A 20,154-nucleotide genomic window follows, 5' to 3' on the forward strand; every position below is an offset into this window, starting at 1 on the left:
CCCGCGGAGCGGGTATCACATCGCTGCGCGATGTGCAAGTGAACACCCGGGCTGCGCCCGGGTGTTGCGCTCCCGCTCCGCGGGAGCGCTGGTGTGATGCTGCGCATCACACTCATCCCCCTTGCTACGCAAGGGGGATGACGTCCCGTCCGCTGCGCTCCCGGGACGTGTCAGGCTGCGCCTGCTCATGCGAGTCTTTCGCTTCGCTCCAGACTGTTGGCGTGAGTCCGCTTCGCTCCTCCGCCCAACGGCCTTTCCGGCTTCGCCTTCATGGCCTTGAGACCTGCTTGCGCGGACCGGGCTGGCTGCGAGGAACGGGGTCGCTCGTTCGTGTGGGTTCCAGTGTACCGCGCGCATCAGGTTGATGCAGCATGTACCGTTGGCGGAAACACGGGACACCCTCCAACCACCCGGGAACTCCCCGGAATTCCGAGAGGAACGACCGCAGATGACCGGTCACCACGAATCTACCGGACCCGATCCCGCGCTGAGCCGCGATTCCATCCGCCGGGTGATCCAGTATCAGACGGCGGGCGTCAATGCCCGGCTCCGGCTATTCGCGCTCATGGAGGCGCAGGGCGTGCCCGCCAGCGAGGCGGACGACCTCGTGGCCGCGCTGGAGGCCGGAGCGGTCGCCGGGGCGCAGAGCGAGGTCGTGGAGCTGGACGGCATGGCGCCGCCTTCGCGCGGCCCGGTGTTCGAGGACGGCTGGGATGACGGCGTGAAGAGGACCAGCGAGGCCCTGGTGGGCATCGCGGACCGGGAGTGGTCCCGGCGCGGCGGCCGGTCTGCCGGGTCCGCTGAACTGGCCGTACACATCGCGGACGTGAGGCAGCGTGAGCGGGCCGACCTGGTGCGACTGGAGAGGTACGTCCGGAAAGCCGTGCTGCCGGCCACGTATCCGCACACCACGGCGCGCCGCCAGGTCCTGGAGGCGCTGGGTGAGGCCGGCGGTCTGTGCACGGCGCGGACGGTGAACAGCGACGGGGACTACGTCGTCTGCACGCTCGATGCCGGTCACTACGACCCGGACAACAAGCCGCCCTTCAAGGACGGAAAGCCCGGCGGCTGGCACAAGGCGGACGCGTCGATCTGGAACGACTCGGGCGCGGCCTGCATTCCGCACGCGGCCCTCTGAAACACCACACGAATTCAGCGCTCGGGGAGGAAACCAAATGTCAGCGATTCAGCTCAAGGAACACCAGGTAGATCAGCGCTCCGCGTTTCGCAGGTGGGTGGGATTCCCTGCAAGGTCATCTGTGCCCCCGCAGGGCGCCCGGGGCACCATCGTGTCAGCGACCGGCTCGGGCAAAACGATCACGGCCGCCGCGTGCGCGCTGGAGAGCTTCGCGGACGGCCGGATCCTCGTGACCGTGCCGACCCTGGACCTGCTCGCGCAGACAGCCCAGGCATGGCGCCTGGTCGGCCACAGGGCGCCGATGGTCGCGGTGTGCTCGCTGGAGAACGACCCGGTCCTCAACTCGCTGGGGGTGCGCACCACCACGAACCCGATCCAGCTCGCCCTGTGGGCCGGGCACGGACCCGTGGTCGTGTTCGCCACGTACGCCTCCCTCGTGGACCGCGAAGACCCCACCGACATCACTGGACAAGGGAAGGTTCGCGGGCCGCTGGAGGCCGCCCTGGCGGGCGGGGAGCGGCTCTACGGGCAGCAGATGGACCCGTTCCACCTCGCCATCGTGGACGAGGCCCACGGAACCGCTGGTGATCTTGGCCGTCCGTGGGCGGCGATCCACGACAACCAGCGGATCCCGGCGGACTTCCGGCTCTACCTCACCGCGACCCCGCGGATTCTCGCCGCCCCCAGCGCCAAGAAGGGCAAGGACGGCAAGGATGTGGAGATCGCGACCATGGCCAACGACCCGGACGGCACCTACGGCGAGTGGCTCGCGGAACTCGGTCTGAGCGAGGCGATCGAGCGCAAGATCCTCGCCGGGTTCGAGATCGACATCCTGGAGATCCGCGACCCCTCCCCGGTCCTCGGGGAGTCGGAGGAAGCCCGGCGCGGCCGGCGTCTGGCCCTCCTGCAGACCGCGCTCCTGGAGCACGCCGCCGCGCACAACCTGCGCACCGTCATGACGTTCCACCAGAAAGTCGAAGAAGCCCGCGCGTTCGCGGACAAGCTGCCCGAGACGGCGGCGGAACTGTACGTCAACGACGCCTCGAACGAAGATCTGGCCGCCGCGGACCGGTTGCCGAAGTCCTCACTCAACGCGGAGTTCTACGAACTCGATGCAGGCCGCCACGTACCCCCGGACCGGGTCTGGACTGCGTGGCTGTGCGGCGACCACACCGTCGCCGAACGACGCGAGACGATCCGCCAGTTCGCCAACGGCATCGACGCGAACAGCCGGCGGGTCCACCGCGCCTTCCTCGCGTCGGTGCGCGTGCTCGGGGAAGGCGTCGACATCACCGGCGAGCGCGGAGTCGAGGCCGTCTGCTTCGCCGACACCCGCGGCTCCCAGGTCGAGATCGTCCAGAACATCGGCCGGGCGCTCAGGCCCAACAAGGACGACTCCACCAAGGTGGCCAGGATCATCGTGCCGGTGTTCCTCCAACCCCGCGAGGACCCGACCGGCATGGTCGCCAGCGCCAGCTACCGCCCCCTCGTAGCGGTCCTCCAGGGCCTGCGCAGCCACGACAAGCGCATGGTCGAGCAGCTCGCCTCCCGCGCGCTCACCAGCGGCAAGCGGAAGATTCACCTCCAGCGGGATGAGAACGGGCGGATCGTCGGCGGCGGTGAGGGTGACGGCGAGGACCAGGAGCAGGACGACAACACCGCCGCTGCCGAGTCGGCCCTGCTCCACTTCTCCTCCCCCCGGGACTCGGCGACCATCGCGGCGTTCCTGCGCACCTGGGTCTACCAGCCCGAATCCCTGGCCTGGCTGCAGGGCTACGAAGCCCTGCAGAACTGGCGGAAGGAGAACACGATCACCGGCCTGTACGCCGTCCCCTACGACACCGAGACCGAGGCCGGCGTCACCAAAGCCTTCCCCCTGGGGCGGTGGGTGCACCAGCAGCGCAAGACACTGCGCGCCGGAAAACTCGATCCCCACCGCAAAGAGCTCCTGGACGCACCCGAGGCCGGAATGGTCTGGGAGCCCGGCGAAGAGGCCTGGGAGACCAAGCTCGCCGCGCTGCGCTCCTACCGCCGGGCCACCGGGCACCTCGCACCCCGGCAGGACGCGGTGTGGGGCGAGAGCGAAGCCGACGGACTGGTGCCGGTGGGGCAGCACATGGCCAACCTCCGCCGGAAGGGCCAGAAGAACGGCCTGGGTAAAGACCCCGAGCGGGCAGCGGAACGCGCGGCGCAGCTCACCGCGATCGACCCGGACTGGGACTGCCCGTGGCCGCTGGACTGGCAGCGCCACTACCGGGTGCTCGCCGACCTGGTCGACGCCGACGGCGTCCTGCCCTACATCGCGCCCGGCGTCGTCTACGACGGCGACGACATCGGCACCTGGACATGGCGGCAACAAGAACCAGGCACCTGGGCACAGCTCCTGCCCGAACAGCGAGAGCGGCTGACCGCACTGGGCATCAAAGCCGCTGCGGCCCCCTCTCCCGCACCGGCGGCCACGTTCACGATGAAGAGCCCGGACAAGGCGCAGCAGGCGTTCCAGCGGGGTCTGAAGGCCCTGGAGCAGTGGGTGGAGCGGGAAGGCACCGACCGGCCCGTACCACGGGGGCACAGCGAGACCATCACGGTAGACGGCGAGACGGAACCGGTGACCGTGAAACTGGGCATCTGGTACAGCAACACCAAGTCGCGGCGCGACAAGCTCACCGCTGAACAGCTCGCTGCGCTACGGAAGCTGGGCATCACGTGGGCGTAGCGAGGCACGCGTGGGGTTGAGCGGGACTGCGGGTGGTGCTGGGCCGGACACTCTAGGATGGGCCGACTGGGGTTGGGGATAGAAGTGCCAGGCGTCTTTGGCAGAGGCTGTGGGCTCGCAAAGGGGCATCGGCGCGGAAATTGGAGCAGTCGCGCAGTGCACCTGAACAGCTTTAGCGTGAGTGGTTTCCGCTCGTTGACCGAGGTCGCAGACGTCCCAGTCAGGAAGCCCACGATCCTTGCCGGACACAACGACGGAGGCAAGAGCGCGCTGCTGGACGCTCTCGCCTTCCTGCTCGGCGAGCACGCACTGGCGGAGGACGACCGCACCTACCTGACCGTCGACGGAGAAGTCGAGTCGGCGCCGGTGCGGTGCGAGGAGAGCAGCGTCGAGGGGGCGTTCACTCTGGACGCCTGGGAGCAGGAGCGGTTCGACCTCCCCGCACAGGTTCGGCTACGGCGCTGCTCCGGAGAAGACCTGATTTCTCGTCTGGACGTCTGGCAGCCGATTCCGGCCGACGAGCGGCTGCGTGACCTGTCTCAGCTTCTCGTGCCAGCGTTGAGGGACCTGGTGAAGGAGTTCGGGCTCTCACCCACCTCCATGCGCAAGCCAGACCTCGAGCAGGCTCTGCGTATGTACGGACGTGAACACTCCGGCTCGGACGGCTGGATGGCTGCGCCGGCCGGTCTCGACAAGCGCATGCCGCGATACCTACCGTTCGACGGCAAGAAGCCTGATGATGCCGTCAAGACCGTGTTGGTCGGCCGATTCCAGAGCTACATGGCCGATCCAGACCTCAAGGGCAAGCTCACCGCCATCGAGGACGAGGTCCAGGACCGGTTGCGCATCGACGCCAAGTCCTTGTGTGAGCACATCGAAATGCGGTGTCCGGACCTGCAGAAGGTCTCCGTCGAGCCTGACGTTTCCTTCCAGCAGGGGTTCAAGGCTGCGCCTCTGCGTGTCGCACGCCGTGCCGGCGAAGCGGTGGGACTGGATCGCACCGGGCTGGGCAGCAACCGTCGCGTCTCGCTAGCCATCTGGGAATGGACGAGCGAACTGCTGGCGGAGGAACAGGACACCACCCCCACGACTAGCACAGGTGACGAGGAGGCTCCTGAACCGCCGCCGGTGCAGACAATCGTGGTGTACGACGAGCCGGACACCCACCTCGACTACACCCACCAGCGCAAGATCATGCAACTGATCCGGACGCAGAGCGATATCCCCAACGTCAGCGTGCTGGTTGCCACCCACTCGATGAACCTCATCGACGGTGTCGACATCTCCGACGTGGTGCACCTGAAGCTGGAGGACCACCGCACCGTGGTGGAACGACTCGGCACAGGGCTGCTCGGCGATGAGATCGACGAACACCTGGGGAAGATCGCAGCCGCGGTCGGCCTGCGGAACTCGGTACTGCTGCACGAACGCTGCTTCCTGGCCGTAGAAGGCGAGACCGAGCAGCGCGCATTCCCACTGCTGTTCCGGTTATGCGAAGGCATGTCTCTGCAGGCAGCCGGCATCGCTCTGTGGGCTTGCTTCAACAACGAAGGCGCCCTGCACCTGGCCCGATACCTGATCAAGCAGAGGCGCACGATCATGCTGGTCGTCGACGCCGACAGCCGCAACGTGCGCAAGGGAATTTTCAAGACCCCCAAGCTCACCGAGTTCTTCGGCTCCCATGCCAGCCGCTACGTGAAGTTCCTCGGTGAGCCGGAGGATGACGCCCCGCAGCAGGAGAAGTACAACGAGCTCGAAGAACTCTTCCACGACGACGTATGGGCACGCGTCGCCAACAAGATCTGGGCCAAGACCTATGGCATCTGGCAGCCTGCCGACTTCGCCGCCCTCCGAGGCGAAGGCAAGTTCAGCGGAGCAGTCCAGGAAATGCTCCAGGAACGAAGCGAGAACGGTCCCGGCGGCAAGCCCGAGATGATGTATGAGCTGGCCATGGCCTTGGACGACCCGGACGACGTACCGGAGCAGCTGCGAGGCGTCTTCAAACAGCTCAGAGAGCTAGCATCCTGAGACGTCCCTGCATGGCCTGGATGCCGCCAGCCCCGGAAGGGCGCTGGCGGCGGCGCGCCCTCATTCGCTCCTTGCGTTGCTCCAGCGTCGGAGCAACCCACTCGTGCCACCCCACTGGCGGCTTCCATCGCTGCATGTGCTCACGTTCATCGATCCCACACCAACGGCAACCGCTGGGCGCAGGTATCTGCAGGTCAGACCCATCAGTGGACATCGCCACTCCTTCCCCTGACCACATTCTGCCCGCCACCACTGACATCACCCCGCCGCCCGATCGCCCGTCTGTAACGAGAGCCGCGACGGGCCCGCAGAGGCCTTTGATGCAACTCTCCGGCATGTCTCCAAGGACCGCTCCTCAAGGCCGTCCTATTGGTGCTCTGGCCGAGACCCGGGCTTTCCGAGCGCGCTGATCAGTAGTTGCTGAGGTGCTCTCGCTCGTGCCCGCAGCCGACTCCGTCAGGGGGCGTCGGTGTGTTGCTCGCATGGCCAGGTGCTGTCGGTACCCGCGTTGTACTGGCCGGTCCGGCATGAGCCCTATACGTCGTCGAAGCTGGGCTGACTCCATGGCTGGTCGGGAGGCGGGCCTTGGGCACCAAGGAGTTGGGTGATCTTCTCGGCTTCGTCGCTTGAGAGCTCGGAGAGCAGCCGTGTCGTTGTGCCGAGGAGAGCATCCAGCGGCACCTGGGTACGTGCGCCGCGGGCGCTGGCGATTCCGGAGCCGAACACGCATTGGAGAGTCTCGCCGGAGGGGACGCGGGCGTCCGCCTCGATGACTCCCTCGGCCTGTCCCAGCGCGTCGCTGATGCCGTCGAGTTGGGCGTCGTGGGAGATGTCGTCGCCGGGGCCGCCGTATCCGACGTGGCGGTCCGTTACGACCATGCGAAGAGAAGTCAACGGAATGCCGAAGCGGTCGGCCCTGTTCCTCACCTCGTCGAGGCGGGGCAGATCGTGTTCCTGGCCGGACGGGAGCTGGCGCCGGGACTGGGCAACCAGCACATGGAAACGCGGGGTCTGCAGGATCAGCTGGCCGGCCTTCACTGCCCAGCGCCACGGGCTGATGTCCGCGTCTGCCACGCCGGGCACGATCATGCAGACACGGCTGGTCCAGAGCCGGATCGCCTCACGCATCAGGTGCTGAAGATTTCCGGTGCCGGCAACAGGAGTGCGCAGCAGGACAGAAAGGCTGATCATGCGGACGACCCGGTTCCAGAACGCGGCGTCGGCAATGTCCTCGGATTCCAGCAGGTACATCAGAGCCGTCTCGTCGAGATGGCCGACGCCTCGCTGGGGCGCGGGGAAGCTGGCGAGTGTGGATCCGCCTCCCTGCCAGAGCGCGGCGAGGAAGGCTGACATCCGGTCGGCGACATCGGTGGTCATCCGCGCGGCGAGGGCGTCGACGGCATCGCGGGTGGGAACGCGTTCTCCCGCACGGGCGGCCTCCGCCCCCTGAACGACCGTACTCAAGAACTCCTCGGTCGCCGCTTTGTCGAGGGTGCCACGGCCGCCTTCGAGGACGGAGCGGGACACCAGATGAGGGATGCCGGGAGAATCATCGGCTGGCTGGAGTGCTCCGAGCGCGGATGCGTCAAGGAGGAGCGCGGTGCTGCTGCCTGGCTCAGTGAGGAGATCTCCCTGTTGACGGACGGAGGGCAGTTGGCCGAGAGCCAGAAGCACCGGCCGGTCTGCGCGGGGAAGGCGTTGCAGATCGTCCTCGAGTTCGCGTTGGTCCGATGTGGTGCGCAGATAGATGAAGCGGCGCGGTGTACGGGGTCTGCCGGGCCATTCCAGGACCATGTCGGGGACGTGGGTGTGGTTGAAGAACTCGGTCTTGGTGACGGTGGCACCGGGGTCCATGCGGCGCAGGTGCCGGGCGACGATGTCTTTGACCCGGGTGAACATCATCCGGTCGTCGGGCTCGTCCATGGCCTGGGAGATCGACTGTTCGACGATGTTCACCACGAGCCCTCTCTGCGTGTGAGTTCGGCGGCGACGATGGCTGCCCAGTCCTTGAGCGGCAGAAGGGTTTCCTGCTTGTCCGAGAGCACGATCAGCCACAGGCGTTCGGCGACCGATCGGGCGAGTTCAGCGTCCAGGAGTTTTCGGGCTTCCTCGGTGTCGCTGGTGCCGAAGACGCGGCTGCTGTGCTGAAGGACTGCGGTCTCCACCTGGCCGGGTGAGTTGAGAGCGGACCAGGAGTTCGCACGGAACGGTGCCCAAGTGATCCACATGAAGTGATCGCTGAGATGGTGCTGGGCCTGGGCGGCGACGTAGCACTTGGCGAGGAACTCGTCGAACTGCGTTCCCTGGTCGCTCGGCTGTGCGTAGTTCTTGACCTCTGCGCAGAACATGTCGTTCTGGTAGGGGTCACCACGCATGGCGCCCCCCAGATCGAAGGAGAAGGTCCGGCCTCCGTACGGCCACGCCAAAGTCAGACGGCGGCCGCAGGACTCCGAGTCCGTGTTCGCGTACGCGCCGAAGATGCGCATCGTGCCCTCGAGCCACTGCTTTGCTCTGCGGGCCCCTGAGAAGCCCTTCACCTGAGCGTCTTCGCCAACCACCACAGGCGTAGCTTAGTGCGATCGGATCATCACGGTGTGCTCGAACGGGTTAATCTCCCACCACACTGAGGGGGTTGGCTTCAGGAAGGGGCATCTGCGGCCTTGGGGAAGTGAGCCAACGACGGCCGGGGCCGGAAGGAACTACTGCGAAAACGCCCTTCCTGATCGGCGAACACGAGACCGTGGCGGAGTGATCCTTCCCCCCGGCCTCCTGCGGACCGCTCCCCTGCACGGAGAGACGACCCTGTCGCTGATCTGCCGCATCGCGAGCCGCTACGGACTGGAGTCCAAGGCGTTGCGGTCCTGCTGGCACTGGCGCAACCACCAGCCCAAGCACGAGGGCGGGGCCTGTCGGGCAGACGCCGAGGTGCTGCTGAATGTGGCTGGACGGCAGCTCCTGTCAGGCCTGTGCGGCGTCGAGGAAGGTGTGCTGGCGCGGGCGTTGCCGTCCTGGGGGCAGGAGGACGCCAAGCTGCCCGCCGAAGAGAGCGGAGTGCCGGCGGCGGCGTGGCGGATCGGCGGTGGGGTCGCCGGGCCGGTGGCGTTCGGCTGCCGCCTCTGCACCGCCCGGCGTACAGGGACGGTCGTGGGGGTGGTGCGGTACGCACCGCTCTGGTCCCGGGTGTGTGTCCGGCACGGGCGGTGGCTCCTGGACGCGGACGCCGACCAGCCCCACGAGTATCTGGACGTGCGGCACTTGCCGGAGATGGCCGCGGCGCAGCGGCGGTGGAGCGGGGTGGCGCGGCGGGCGGTGCGGGCCGGGGCCGAGCCGGAGAGGGTCTTCGCGCTGGCTCATGCGGTGGTGGCCCGGTGGTGGGACCAGGCCCTGCGCTGGGAGCGGGAGACGATCTGGCCGCGGCGGCTGCATCAGGTCGCGGGCGGTGACGCCGGGTCGGAATTTGAGTGGTGGCGGGTCGTGGGGCGGGACGCGGTCGTCTTCCCCGAGGTGGTGGCGGTCGCCGACGCGCTGCTGGATCCAGGCATGGCCGAGTTGGTGTGGGTGGACAGTGGTGCGGGGCGGCCGCGGGCGCTGCCCGCTGACGGGCTGTTCTGCCGCCGGCTCGGTGAGCTGGTCGGGCGGGAGTGGCTGGGGCCACTGGCAGCGACGGATCACGGCGGCCCGTTGATCGCGTGGATGGGCAGCGTCATCCGCCAGCGCCGCACGGCTGGCGGCCCGGCCGGGTACGCGGATGATCCGTGGTGGGTGCGCCGGGAACATCAGCCGGTGACGATGGCCGGGCAGTTGCGGATGCTCGGCAAGGAGAAACGGGCGCCGGGCTCGGGGAGGATGTGGCGGGCGTCGGTGTCCGCAGAACAGCGCATGCTGATCACCCGTGAGATCGAGAGCGCCGAGGAGCAGCTCCACCAACTGCGCGGGGTGCAGACCGGGCCCACCGCCGACGTTGCCGAGCAGCTCCTGGGCAACCTCCGCCACAGCGCTGTCCTGATCGAGAACGCCTGGAAGCGGACCGCCCTGGCCGCCGCGAACGCCGGAGTGCCTTTGGAGGAGGTCGCCCGGTGGGCGGACACGCCCACCGAAACGCTCAGGAGCATGCTGACAGCGGGCCGGCAAGAAGACGACGGCTGAGAGCCACGGGCCGACGGGTGCGTCGGCTGTTAGCTGAAACGGCACTCGTTTGTGGCAGAAATCCTGAAAACAACGGTGTCTGTCGGCGGGAACGGCTTGGCTGACGCAGGTGATCAGCACAGGAGCGGCCCGGCCCGGGGGCCGGACAGGACGAGCGGCGGTGGATCGTGGGATCGGGTTCGAGGCGGTGTTCCTTGACCCGGTGGGGCAGACGGTCCAGCAGCGGTGGGCGGATGCCGCCATGACCATGCCGTTCGAGGAGTTGCCACCAGTGTCGGCGTTCCCGGTGATCCCGGGGCGCCGCTGGGGGCCGGGTCTGTGGTGGTCGGCGACCACCGGACGGCACGTGGCCGCGGGGTCGAACGCGATGCGGACCCAGCTGATGGTCCTGGACCGCGACCCCGATGTGGCCGGGCTCGCGGGGCGTCCGGTACGGCTGCTGTGGCGCGACGAGCGGGGCCGGGTGCGTTCCTGGGTGCCGCAGCTGTTCGCCCGGTACCGCGATGGCACGGGTCTGCTGGCCGACTGCCCCAGCCACCCGGATGCCGGCGGCGAACGCGCTGTGAAGGCGGCCGAAGCGGTGCGTGCGGCATGTGAGGAGACCGGCTGGACCTACCGGCGCCTTGCACCGCTCGACGGCGTTCTGGCCGCCAATCTGAAATGGCTGGCCGGCTACCGCCACCCCCGCAACGCCGGCCGCCCCGGCCTGACGCACGCAGTTGTGGAGGCGTTCGCGCGGCCGCGGCCACTGATCGAAGGCGCCGAAGCGGCCGGCGATCCGCTTGAGATTCTCCCCTCCGTCTTCCACGCCCTGTGGCACGGGCGGGTGACGGCAGATCTGGAGGTGGCGTTGCATGACCGCGTCCTGGTCGGCCCTCCGGGCTGGAGTGGTCCGGGCAAGGCGGGAGGTGTCTGGTGACCGCGCGGCGCAACGCCCGGCCGGCCGTGAAGGTCGGGGCGCATGTCCGCTTCCGCGGTGTGAAGTGGCAGGTGGTCGCCCTGTCCGGGCAGACCGTTCACCTCGTCGGCCCGGACGGCGGTGGCGAGGCGGTGCTCGCCGGGTACCTGTTCGCCGATCCCGGCTTCAGCGTCGTCGGGGCCGATGTACCACAGGCGGCCCCGCAGTGGGGGCTGTTCGAGACCGCCCCCGCCGCGGCGCGGGAGAAGGCCCTGGCCTGGCAGCGGCACGTGAGAGAAGTCGAATGCGGCCTTGCCGACGGGCCCGGCAGTGCTGGAGCGGTGCGGGAGCAGTACGACCCCGCACGGCACACGCTGGCCGAGCGGGAGCAGGCCAAGGCCGAGGAACTGACCGCCCTGGGATTCGGCCGCATCTCGCGCACCACGGTGCAGCGCATGCGCCTGGCCTACCGCAAGCAAGGCCTGTGGGGGCTCCTGGACCACCGCACCACCCGCGCTTCCAGCCCCACCGGGCGTTCCGACGAACGGGTCGTCGCAGCCGTCCGTGAGGCGCTGCGCCGCCGGCGCGGGCGCTCCAAGGGCACCGTCAACGGCCTGTTCCCGCTGATCAACCAGATCCTTCAGGAACAGCACGGCCCCGGTGCGGTGCCCGTGCCGTCCCAGGCCACGCTGTACCGTCTCGTCACCACGCTCGCCCGCCCCGGCGAACTACCCTCCGGCCCCGTCCGCCAGGTGCCCGCCAGCTTCGAAGGGCGAGCCTTCACGCCTGCCACGGCGCTGCGGCCCGGCGAGCAGGTCCAGATCGACACCACCCGCCTGGACGTCCTGGCCCTCTTCGACGACGGCCGCCTCGCACGGCCCGAACTCACCATCGCCGTCGACGTCGCCACCCGCGCCATCCTCGCCGCCGTGCTCTGCCCCAGCGCGACCAAAGCCGTCGACGCGGCCCTGCTGCTCGCGGAGATGGCCGTCCCACACCCCGCCAGGCCGACCTGGCCGGACATCCTGCGCATGGACCATGCCCGCGCACTCCCCCACCAGCGACTGGCCACGCTCGACGAGCGCCTGGCCGGCGCGGCGGCCCAGCCGGTCGTCCTGCCCGAGACGATCGTCGTCGACCGGGGCAAAGTCTTCGTCTCCCGGGCGTTCACCGCCGCCTGCGAGAGCCTCGGCATCAGCGTCCAGCCGGCCCCGCCCCACGCACCCACCGCCAAAGGCATCGTCGAGCGCACCTTCGGCACCATCAATCACCTGTTCTGCCAGCACCTGCCCGGCTACACCGGATCCGACGTCACCCGCCGCGGCCCCGACACCGAGAAAGACGCCTGCTACAGCGCCGCCCAGCTGCAGGACCTGCTCGATGAGTGGCTGGTGCACTACCACCACCGGCCCCACGAAGGGCTGCGCCACCCGATGATGCCCAAGAAGGCCCTCACCCCGAACCAGATGTGGGCCGCGCTCGTCGCCGTCGCCGGATACGTGCCCGTTCCGTTGACCGGCCGCGACTACCTCGAGCTGCTGCCCGTGCGCTGGCAGGCCATCACCGCTTCCGGCATCCGCATCCACCACCGCACCTACGACGCAGACCTCCTCGCCCCGCACCGCGGCCAGCCCTCCCCCATCGCCGGCCGCGGCGGGAAATGGGAGATCCACTACAACCCCCACGATGTGCGCCAGGTCTGGGTCCGGCTGCCCGACGGCGAACTCACCGAGATTCCGTGGATCCACCGCGACCACGTCCACCGGCCCTTTGACGAACGCACCTGGCAGCACATCAGAACCCTCGCCCTGCACAGCAGCCACGGTGACACCGAGCAGCACGAAGCCGACCTCGCCGACGCCCTCGACCAGCTCATGCGCCGCGTCCACAGCGGCCACGCCACCAAAACGGAGCAGGCTCTCCTGGCCCGCACCGCTCACGTCCCGCTCCCCACAGCCCGCGATGGGAACCACGGCACCGAAGCACCCGCCGACAGCCCGGAACAGCAGGGCGACGACAGCATCGACGACCTCGACGACCTGCCCGACGACGACTTCAGCCCCGCCCCGGCCGCCGGATTCGGGCTCTACAACGCCTATGAGGAAGCCGCCACATGGTGAACCCGAGCCAGAGAAACGCGGGCAGCACACAAGGCGGCACCGACGACAGGCGCGAGGCCGAGCTGTCCTGGCCCCTGACCACCTGGCAGGGCTGGCACCGTTTCGCGATAACCGACCCGCCCGCCCCTCCCCGACCCGGCGACCCGCCCCGCAGCGCAGAGGAACGCCTGGCCTACCACTCCGCGTTCGTCACCATCCGCACCCCCGCCATCAGCACACTGGCCACCCAGGTCCGCACCCTGATGATCCTCGGCCGCCATCAACAGACCACCGCACGGCCCTCCCTGATCGTCACCGGACCCGCCGCCGCAGGGAAAACCACCGCCCTCCTGAACGTCGGCCGCACCTGCCACCTCGCCCACACCCGCAAAAACCCGCCCCCGCCCGGATCAGCACACGCCGCGGTACCCGTCGCGTATGTCCTGGTCCCGCCCGGCGCCACCGCGAAAACCCTCATCACCGAATTCGCCCGCTACCTCGGCATCCCCATAACCGCCCGCATGACCCAGACCCAGATCACCGACGCCGTCTGCCACACCTACACCCAAGCCGGTGTCCAACTCGTCCTCATCGACGAGATCCACCGCCTCAACCCCCGCACCACCACCGGCGCCCAAACCGCCGACCTTTTGAAGGACCTCAGCGAACGCCTGCCCGCCACCTTCGTCTACGCAGGCATCAACGTCACCGACACACCCCTGTTCACCGGCACCCGCGGCGCCCAACTCGCCGGACGGGCCACGCTCGTCGACTGCGGCCCTCTCCCCGCCCGCCACGGCACCCGCCACCCGTTCCGCGACGTCATCACCGACATCGAGAACAACCTCGACCTCCCACAGCACACACCCGGCACCCTCCCCCGCCACGCCCCCTACCTCCACCAGCGCACCGCAGGCCGCATCGGATCCCTCACCAGACTCATCCGCCAAGCCGCCATCACCGCCATCAGCGACGGCACCGAACGCATCACCAAAGCAGCCCTCGACGCGGTACGACTCGACCACCTCGCCGAAACCCACCACCGCCCCCACACCCGCACCCGCTAACCCCGCCCATCAGACAGGCAAAAGGCCCTGACCAGCACAAACGCCAACCGGGCCATTACACGCTAGAACTACCTACAACACACCCAGCCATCCTCAACACACAACACACAACCCCAGCTCACACACCCCGACCACCCCGACCAAACCGCCAACTCCGCCTCTCAGCAAACCAGCAACACACCAGGCCAGCCGCCTCGCCGTACACCAACAAACCCCCCGCCCAGCGTCAGGAGGGCATTGTCAGGGCCGTCAGCGGAACAAGCCGCAGTGCCGGCCTGGCTCCTGGCCGTCCTCCGGCTCCGGCGGTGCGGCGGCCCGGAGACGAACGGCTTCGGCGACGGCTTCCTCGCGGGCGACGTCGTCGGTGCGGCAGGGGCCGCACACGGACACGTCCCCGGCGTTCCAGGCCATCCGGTGCGCGGTGGTCTCCTCCCAGCGCTGGTCGGGCAGACGCGGCTGTCGCAGCCGATCCAGAGCATGCAAGCGCTGCCCGGCCCGCGTCGGCGCCGTCGAGCCGTTCCCCAGCACCGTGGTCAGCAGCCGCTGCCGACGCCTCGCGAGGTCGGGTTCATGCGCTGGTAAGCGGCGTGTGCAGAAAAGAATCTTGGAACGCGTGTCATCAGAACCGACACCTCGCACCTCTACAGAGTGAACGGCCGTTGCTCCGATCCGCGGAGTGCACAAACGGTCGCACGCTGAAAGGTGGTTGGCAGTGGAGCTCCTCGGCATTCTGGTGGTACTGGCTGTGCAGTTAGGACTGGGCGTTACAAAAGTGCTGGACAGCGTCGCATACCGCATCCGAGCCCGCGGCCAGGCTGAGATGATCCGTGCTGAGCGCGAGCTTGACCGATCAGAACAAGCGCCGCGGACACATGGGAGGGCGGATGTCTGAGCCGGAAGCGACGGCCGAAGTACTGGGCACGGTATTCGCCGAGTACTACGAAGAGATGGCCGGCAAGGCTCGCAAACTGCTCACCCTGGCCTTGGTTCCACCATCTGTGGCCGATGCCGACGACCTCGTCAACATGGCGTTTGCCGCAGCGCTGCCCAAGGCGAACGAGCTGGAGAACCCACGCGCCTACGTGTACGGCGTGATTCACCGAGAGGTGGAACAACTGGCCCGGAGTCTTTCCATGCATACCGCCATCGAGGCGGCCCGCGCCGTCAGCCCGGTGCGCTGGGACCCACCGACACAGCCGGATTTCAGCGGCCCGGCAACCGACCGTATCGCAGTACAAGGAGCACTCGCGGATCTGCCGAAGCAACAGCGTGCCGCAGTGGTCGCAGTCGACGGGCTGGGCTACACCCGGCAGGAAACCGCAAAGCGGATGGGTGTGCACCCCGGCACTGTGGCTCAGCACGTCACACGCGCCAGGGTCGCGCTCCTGGCGGCGCTCGCCACTGCGGTGACTGTCCTGGTGGCCCTGCTTCTTACGGCGGTGGGTGGTGCGGGGCATGAAGCATCCCTTGCCTGCAGTGCGTGGGCCAAGCGCCGGAACAAGGACACCAAACGCCCGAACATCAGGTCTTACAAGAGGAATCTGGTCCGCGCTGGGAAGGAGTTGCTCGTCCTCCTGGTTTCGGCACTCGTGTGTCTTGCGATGATGGAGGCGTGGGGGTGGCTGTAGGGAAGCGATGGTGCAGTTCCATTTCGTGCGCGAAGCCTCCCAGGTGATCCCGAAGCTGCGTGACCGCCATGAGAACGGGATGCCCGCTGCGGCGAGCCAGCCGGTCAACTGCTGGCGCAAGGTGTCCTTCTCCGCCGCGACGTACAGTACGTGCTCCTGACGTCGCAGTCCGGGACGGCGGCCTGGCTCGTCGACCGCGGCCTCCTAGTCGACCTGAGCGCGAACCCGGACGGGACGCTGCACCACCCCGACCAGGTCGCGGACGTCTGCCGCCGCGAGGACCTGGCGGACCTGGTCGACGCCGACACCCCGCTCGGACTCGAACAGGCAGCAGCCCGCCTCCGGGTCCGCCGCGCCGACTTCGACCACATGCGGACCCTGGGATGGATCACGCCTGCCGAGTGGCAGGAGGTGCGGTTCGGTACTTCCCGCGCCGGGGCGGTCGACGTGCCGATGTTCACCACGGCATCCGTCGACGCGGTCGTCGACGCGCACCCCGAAGTCGACTGGGAGCAGCTGCGCAGCGTCGGGAAGGGCCGGCGCTCCCCGCTTGCCGCCCTGGTGAAGTCGAAGGCGAAGGCGAAGGAGGCCGTGGTGGTGTGAGCGGGTGCCGTCCGTGTGGGTGGCGGCCGGGCGATTCGGCGGGCGCTGGCCGGAGGCTGACACACGCCCGGGTCGCCATCAGGCGGCCCGCCCTCAATCGGCCCGCGCGGCAGGCGCCCCCGCTTCCGAGACCGCCGCCCACCCCGACCCCCACCCACCACGAACCCCCACAGGTACATCAGGGCAGCAGACGAGGAAGTCGGCTCACTCACCACGCGGCAACGGCGGTCTGACCTGCGGTTCCGGACGGGAGCAGCCGAGGCTGGCGCAAGGAATAGTGCAACCGGTGGTGCAAGGGATAGTGCAGGGAGTCCTGCAAGGGCTGGTGCAGCTACCTGTGGCCGGCCGCTCGGGGGAGAGGCCGCGGTCGTCTCCGCGAGGCGAATCAGCGCGGGTCTCGGCCTGAGGTCATCGACAACTCTGTCGACGAGGCATTGCCGGGCCATGCGGGCACCATTGATGTCACCGGTACTCGCCGACGGCGGGGGTGCGCATAGTCGACAACGGTCTCGACCTTGCCGACGTGGTCCTGATCGCTTCCCCGCACGCCAGAAAGGCCAGGGACACAGCCTAGATCAGTGACGGGCATCACATTTCACCTCCGTCTCTTCCCGCCGGTCCCACACGGCCCCACCTGCGGAAACACAGAGGGTGAGTACGTTTTCGGGCGCTTCGGGCCCTTTGAAGAAGTGACTCCCTTGTGACTACGGTCTGAGCCAACGTCGCACCGGGCCAAGAACCCTCCGGCACGGCGAAGTTCACGCAGCGTCAGCAAACACTGCAAACCCTACATGTAGTGGTTGTGCCACATCCTGAACCACAACATGTAGGGGTGCCGGATTCAGGTCCCGCACCGGCATGCAATGATGTGACTGTCTTTCAGAAGTGAGCCCTCCCCACTCTTCGCCGTCGGCGAAGGCCCGTACACCGGGTACGACACGACAACCCTGGGCTCACCCGGAGGACACATGAAAAGGACCGCCAAGCGCGGCGAGCAAGACGACGAGAAGCGCCTGAGCGCCCCTCAGGTGGTGGTCGACTGGCTCCCCGTGATCGCGGCCTTGGTGAAGTGGCTCATCGAAAACGTCTGAGAAAGCGAGACTCGATGACGGAGACCGGACGGCGGCAGCTCAGCAATGAGCCCGGCCGATTGCAACCCGGCCGGGCTCAGTAGCTGCATCACCAACCCACAGGCAAGGGGCCTGACCTGTGCAACCAGGTCGGGCCCTTTGTCATGTCCGGCTCGGCAGCACAGACACGGTGATTCTGTGGGCGTGACTCTTAAGACTTGCACGGGAAAACTCCCGAATCAAGCTGCACTTGAACGGCACACCCAGCCTGCGGACCTGGGAAAACTTCTCTGACCTGCCGATTAATGAGCAGGACTGGCCGATCGACCGGGTGGCTTCGAAGCGACACCCCACCCGCCTATCGTGGCGCGCATGCTGATTGCCAGCCTGAAGCCCAGGACCATGGGCGGCACGACGAACACGGGACTCCTGGCCTACGCCCTGGCGCGGGCTGGCCACCCGTGACCTGCTACGACGCGGACGAGTCTCTTCAGCTCGCGGCGTGGGCGCGGGATGCCGGCGACTTCCCGTGCGAGGTCCACCAGGCGGATACCCCCGCGTTCGCGGAGGCGGTCTACCCCGGCATGGACCACAGCCGGGTGAACCTGGTGGATGCCGGGCACGCCGAGAACCACCCGGACATCGTGGACAGCATCTTGGAGGTGGTCGACCTGGTGATCCTGACGCTCTCCCCCAACCCGGACTACGAGCGGCTGACCAAGCCAGAGCGGGGGACGGCGCTCGCCAAGGTGATCAAGCGGTCCGCCGCGCTGCGCGAGGACGGCCGACCGCCGACAACCTACGTGCTGCTGAACCGCTGCCAGGCCGGGGCTGCCAGCCCGAAGAAGTACGCGGACCCGCTCAAGAACGGCGGGGAGAAGGGCACCGGTGGACCGTCCTGTCCACCCAGATCCCGAGGCGGGAGGGCATCGCGAGCGCGGTCGGCTTCCCCTGCGACAAGCCCGAGCGCAAGGCGCCGTACGACGCGCTGATCACCGAGCTGACCCGGCTGGGCCACCTGCCCGAAGTGAGGCGGACGTGAGCGAGGAGACCGCCCTCTGGCGCAGCGACCGGGCACGCGCGTTCGTCCCCGAACTGATCCCCGAACCCCAGGACCTCGACCGCAGCGGACCGCTGAACGCGCGGGAGCAGCAGGACCTGGACCGGGTCCACGCCGCCCGCGACCACCACCGGGCCGCGAAGTGGATGCGCGGCAAGGCGCTGGAGGCCGCGTTCCGCCGGCGCCTGTTCCGCGGTGAGGACGGGACGCGCAGCCGCCAGCAGTACCTGGACGAGGAGTGGGACGGGCTGAGCGAGTCCGCCGCCTACCGGGAGATCGGCGAGTGGCGCCTGGCGAAGGAGATCACCGACGCGTGCGAGAGGCCGGCCCCGGACTCGCACGTCCGCGCGCTGCTCGACGTCGCCGGGGCGCAGGGACACAAGCAGGTAGCCCACTGGTACGCCGAGCTGCGCCGCCACGGCCAGCAGACCGGGCGCCGGGTGACCGCCGACGCCGTGGCCAACCTCGCGGACTTCCTGCGTACGGGCACCGAGCCGGAAAGGCTGGAGCCGCTGTTCGCGCCCCGGCAGCTCCCGCCCGCCATCCCCGACGTGCCCGCCCCCGCCAAGCCGGGCGGCACCCGGCGCACCGAGCGCGGCACCGAGCCGGTCACGGACACGGTCGTCTCCTCCGGCCAGGCCGGCTCATTCCCAAATTTGGGAATGAGCGACGGCAGCGCCTCCCCGGCCGGGGAGGCGTGGACCCTGAGCCAGGACCACATCGCCCGGCTCAGCGCCTGGATCGCGGCCGGAGCGAGCACGGCCGGGATCGCCCCCGAACTCGCGGCCGACGTGCTGGTGGAAGCACTCACCGCCGACAACTTCCAGCGCTGGATCGCCCCCCGCATCTGGACGTAGCACCGGCGGGCGGACCAGGCATTTTGCACAAGCGTCTTGTACAGGTGTCCTGTACAGGCAAGCCTGGGTACCTCCGGTTCCGGGTGGACAAGCCGGTCAGGGCTTGCCCACCCGGCTTGCCCGGTCACCGGCGCTTGAACGCGGCCAGCAGAACCGGCACCAGGACGGCCACGAGCCCGGTGGCCGTCGCCGCCGGGGCCATGAGTCCCGGGTGCTCGGCCACGGCGTACGCGCCGAACCCGGCGACGAGCAGCACCACCAGGACCGCGAGCACCACCACCGCCGGCCCCGTCGACGGGGTGGACTCCGGAGCGGGAGCGGAAGCCGCGGTGACGGCAGGCGGCGCGGCGGGCGGAACGGGAGCAGCGGTGGCGGCCGGGGTGGTCTGGGTGGTCATGTCGGGATGTCCAATCAGTAGGTGGGGCGGGATGGTGAACGGCTTCGGCCCTTACCGTCGTGGGCTCGTACCGGACGGCAACCACCGTGCGACGCCGGAGGGTTAGCCACACAAGGGGTGCCTGGCTGCCTGGCTGCCTACCTGCTTGGGAGCGAGGTGAAAGCCCGGCGTCCCACCTTGGTGATGGGGTGGTGAAGGCGTTTTGTTATGCGAGACAGCCGCCGGATTCAGATTGCGCAGCCGAGAAGACCCATTCAAGGGTTCTGGCCTGCGTACGTACGCAGTGCGCAAACACGCGGGCCACTTGAATCCGGCGCGGCACGAACTGGGCCCAAGACTCTGGAGCTCAAGGGGTTCCCAGGGTGCCGGATCCGGCACCCATACGCCCCCCAGCGGGTAGACCCCGCAGCCCCGGCCCGCCAGGCCTGCCGGGGTTGCTTCCGGCGG

17 protein-coding genes are annotated in these 20,154 nt (G+C 68.6%); 13 read left to right on the forward strand and 4 right to left on the reverse strand.

Annotated elements, in window-relative coordinates; genetic code table 11:
- Nucleotides 1-448 precede the first annotated feature (448 nt).
- The 3 genes from QR77_RS42715 to QR77_RS41125 all read left to right on the forward strand — a co-directional run bounded on the left by QR77_RS42715 (nt 449) and on the right by QR77_RS41125 (nt 5,882).
- Nucleotides 449-1,138 carry a hypothetical protein gene (locus tag QR77_RS42715; RefSeq protein ID WP_052489843.1) on the forward strand — a complete coding sequence of 230 codons (690 nt, stop codon included), beginning with the start codon at nt 449-451 and terminating at the stop codon, nt 1,136-1,138.
- Nucleotides 1,139-1,175: 37 nt separating this feature from the next.
- The gene (locus QR77_RS41120) at nt 1,176-3,854 is read left to right on the forward strand and encodes a DEAD/DEAH box helicase (protein ID WP_078877959.1); all 2,679 of its coding nucleotides are present in this window, start codon (nt 1,176-1,178) and stop codon (nt 3,852-3,854) included.
- Between the two features lie 156 nt (nt 3,855-4,010).
- Nucleotides 4,011-5,882: a DUF2813 domain-containing protein gene (locus QR77_RS41125; RefSeq protein WP_040029584.1), complete on the forward strand. Its 1,872-nt coding sequence runs from the start codon at nt 4,011-4,013 to the stop codon at nt 5,880-5,882.
- Between the two features lie 534 nt (nt 5,883-6,416).
- On the opposite strand, the gene QR77_RS41130 is transcribed toward QR77_RS41125, so the two are convergent.
- The gene (locus tag QR77_RS41130; RefSeq protein WP_150130622.1) at nt 6,417-7,838 is read right to left on the reverse strand and encodes a hypothetical protein; all 1,422 of its coding nucleotides are present in this window, start codon (nt 7,836-7,838) and stop codon (nt 6,417-6,419) included.
- Entirely contained in the window at nt 7,835-8,443 is a 609-nt protein-coding gene (locus tag QR77_RS41135; RefSeq protein ID WP_150130623.1) for a hypothetical protein, read from the reverse strand. The genes QR77_RS41130 and QR77_RS41135 overlap by 4 nt, the downstream gene beginning before the upstream one ends.
- Before the next feature lie 190 nt (nt 8,444-8,633).
- Here QR77_RS41135 and QR77_RS41140 point away from each other — a divergent pair, with 190 nt between their 5' ends.
- The 4 genes from QR77_RS41140 (at nt 8,634) to QR77_RS41155 (ending at nt 14,092) form a co-directional block, all read left to right on the forward strand.
- Nucleotides 8,634-10,028 (forward strand): hypothetical protein, encoded by a 1,395-nt coding sequence (locus QR77_RS41140; RefSeq protein ID WP_040029687.1) that lies wholly within the window; start codon nt 8,634-8,636, stop codon nt 10,026-10,028.
- A 187-nt stretch (nt 10,029-10,215) separates the two neighbouring features.
- A complete protein-coding gene (locus QR77_RS41145) occupies nt 10,216-10,947 on the forward strand; it encodes a TnsA-like heteromeric transposase endonuclease subunit (protein WP_236711260.1) in 732 nt (243 codons plus the stop codon).
- Nucleotides 10,944-13,046: a Mu transposase C-terminal domain-containing protein gene (locus QR77_RS41150; protein ID WP_040029587.1), complete on the forward strand. Its 2,103-nt coding sequence runs from the start codon at nt 10,944-10,946 to the stop codon at nt 13,044-13,046. Before QR77_RS41145 ends, QR77_RS41150 begins: the two co-directional genes overlap by 4 nt.
- Before the next feature lie 74 nt (nt 13,047-13,120).
- Nucleotides 13,121-14,092 (forward strand): TniB family NTP-binding protein, encoded by a 972-nt coding sequence (locus tag QR77_RS41155; RefSeq protein WP_040029689.1) that lies wholly within the window; start codon nt 13,121-13,123, stop codon nt 14,090-14,092.
- A gap of 249 nt (nt 14,093-14,341) precedes the next feature.
- On the opposite strand, the gene QR77_RS41160 is transcribed toward QR77_RS41155, so the two are convergent.
- Entirely contained in the window at nt 14,342-14,575 is a 234-nt protein-coding gene (locus tag QR77_RS41160) for a hypothetical protein (RefSeq protein WP_052489867.1), read from the reverse strand.
- Nucleotides 14,576-14,976: 401 nt separating this feature from the next.
- Between QR77_RS41160 and QR77_RS42720 the strand changes: the two genes are divergently transcribed.
- From QR77_RS42720 to QR77_RS41180, 6 genes are all read left to right on the forward strand, one after another.
- Entirely contained in the window at nt 14,977-15,720 is a 744-nt protein-coding gene (locus tag QR77_RS42720) for a sigma-70 family RNA polymerase sigma factor (protein ID WP_160311022.1), read from the forward strand.
- Nucleotides 15,721-15,727: 7 nt separating this feature from the next.
- A complete protein-coding gene (locus tag QR77_RS47235) occupies nt 15,728-15,880 on the forward strand; it encodes a hypothetical protein (RefSeq protein ID WP_160311023.1) in 153 nt (50 codons plus the stop codon).
- Entirely contained in the window at nt 15,871-16,323 is a 453-nt protein-coding gene (locus tag QR77_RS49675) for a hypothetical protein (protein WP_236711239.1), read from the forward strand. The genes QR77_RS47235 and QR77_RS49675 overlap by 10 nt, the downstream gene beginning before the upstream one ends.
- A 968-nt stretch (nt 16,324-17,291) precedes the next feature.
- The gene (locus QR77_RS49925) at nt 17,292-17,414 is read left to right on the forward strand and encodes a hypothetical protein (RefSeq protein ID WP_269084376.1); all 123 of its coding nucleotides are present in this window, start codon (nt 17,292-17,294) and stop codon (nt 17,412-17,414) included.
- Nucleotides 17,415-17,854: 440 nt separating this feature from the next.
- A complete protein-coding gene (locus tag QR77_RS41175; protein ID WP_040029588.1) occupies nt 17,855-18,385 on the forward strand; it encodes a hypothetical protein in 531 nt (176 codons plus the stop codon).
- Nucleotides 18,386-18,431: 46 nt separating this feature from the next.
- Entirely contained in the window at nt 18,432-19,310 is an 879-nt protein-coding gene (locus QR77_RS41180; RefSeq protein WP_040029589.1) for a hypothetical protein, read from the forward strand.
- Between the two features lie 124 nt (nt 19,311-19,434).
- On the opposite strand, the gene QR77_RS41185 is transcribed toward QR77_RS41180, so the two are convergent.
- Nucleotides 19,435-19,707: a hypothetical protein gene (locus tag QR77_RS41185; RefSeq protein ID WP_040029590.1), complete on the reverse strand. Its 273-nt coding sequence runs from the start codon at nt 19,705-19,707 to the stop codon at nt 19,435-19,437.
- Nucleotides 19,708-20,154 lie beyond the last annotated feature (447 nt).

This window comes from Streptomyces sp. 150FB (assembly GCF_000818195.1).
Lineage (GTDB): Bacteria > Actinomycetota > Actinomycetes > Streptomycetales > Streptomycetaceae > Streptomyces.

Coding starts and splice junctions, on each gene's coding strand:
- QR77_RS41185 (WP_040029590.1), bottom strand. CDS start 19,707: ATGACCACCCAGACCACCCCGGCCGCCACCGCTGCTCCCGTTCCGCCC.
- QR77_RS42720 (WP_160311022.1), top strand. CDS start 14,977: ATGTCTGAGCCGGAAGCGACGGCCGAAGTACTGGGCACGGTATTCGCC.
- QR77_RS47235 (WP_160311023.1), top strand. CDS start 15,728: ATGGTGCAGTTCCATTTCGTGCGCGAAGCCTCCCAGGTGATCCCGAAG.
- QR77_RS42715 (WP_052489843.1), top strand. CDS start 449: ATGACCGGTCACCACGAATCTACCGGACCCGATCCCGCGCTGAGCCGC.
- QR77_RS41120 (WP_078877959.1), top strand. CDS start 1,176: ATGTCAGCGATTCAGCTCAAGGAACACCAGGTAGATCAGCGCTCCGCG.
- QR77_RS49925 (WP_269084376.1), top strand. CDS start 17,292: ATGAAAAGGACCGCCAAGCGCGGCGAGCAAGACGACGAGAAGCGCCTG.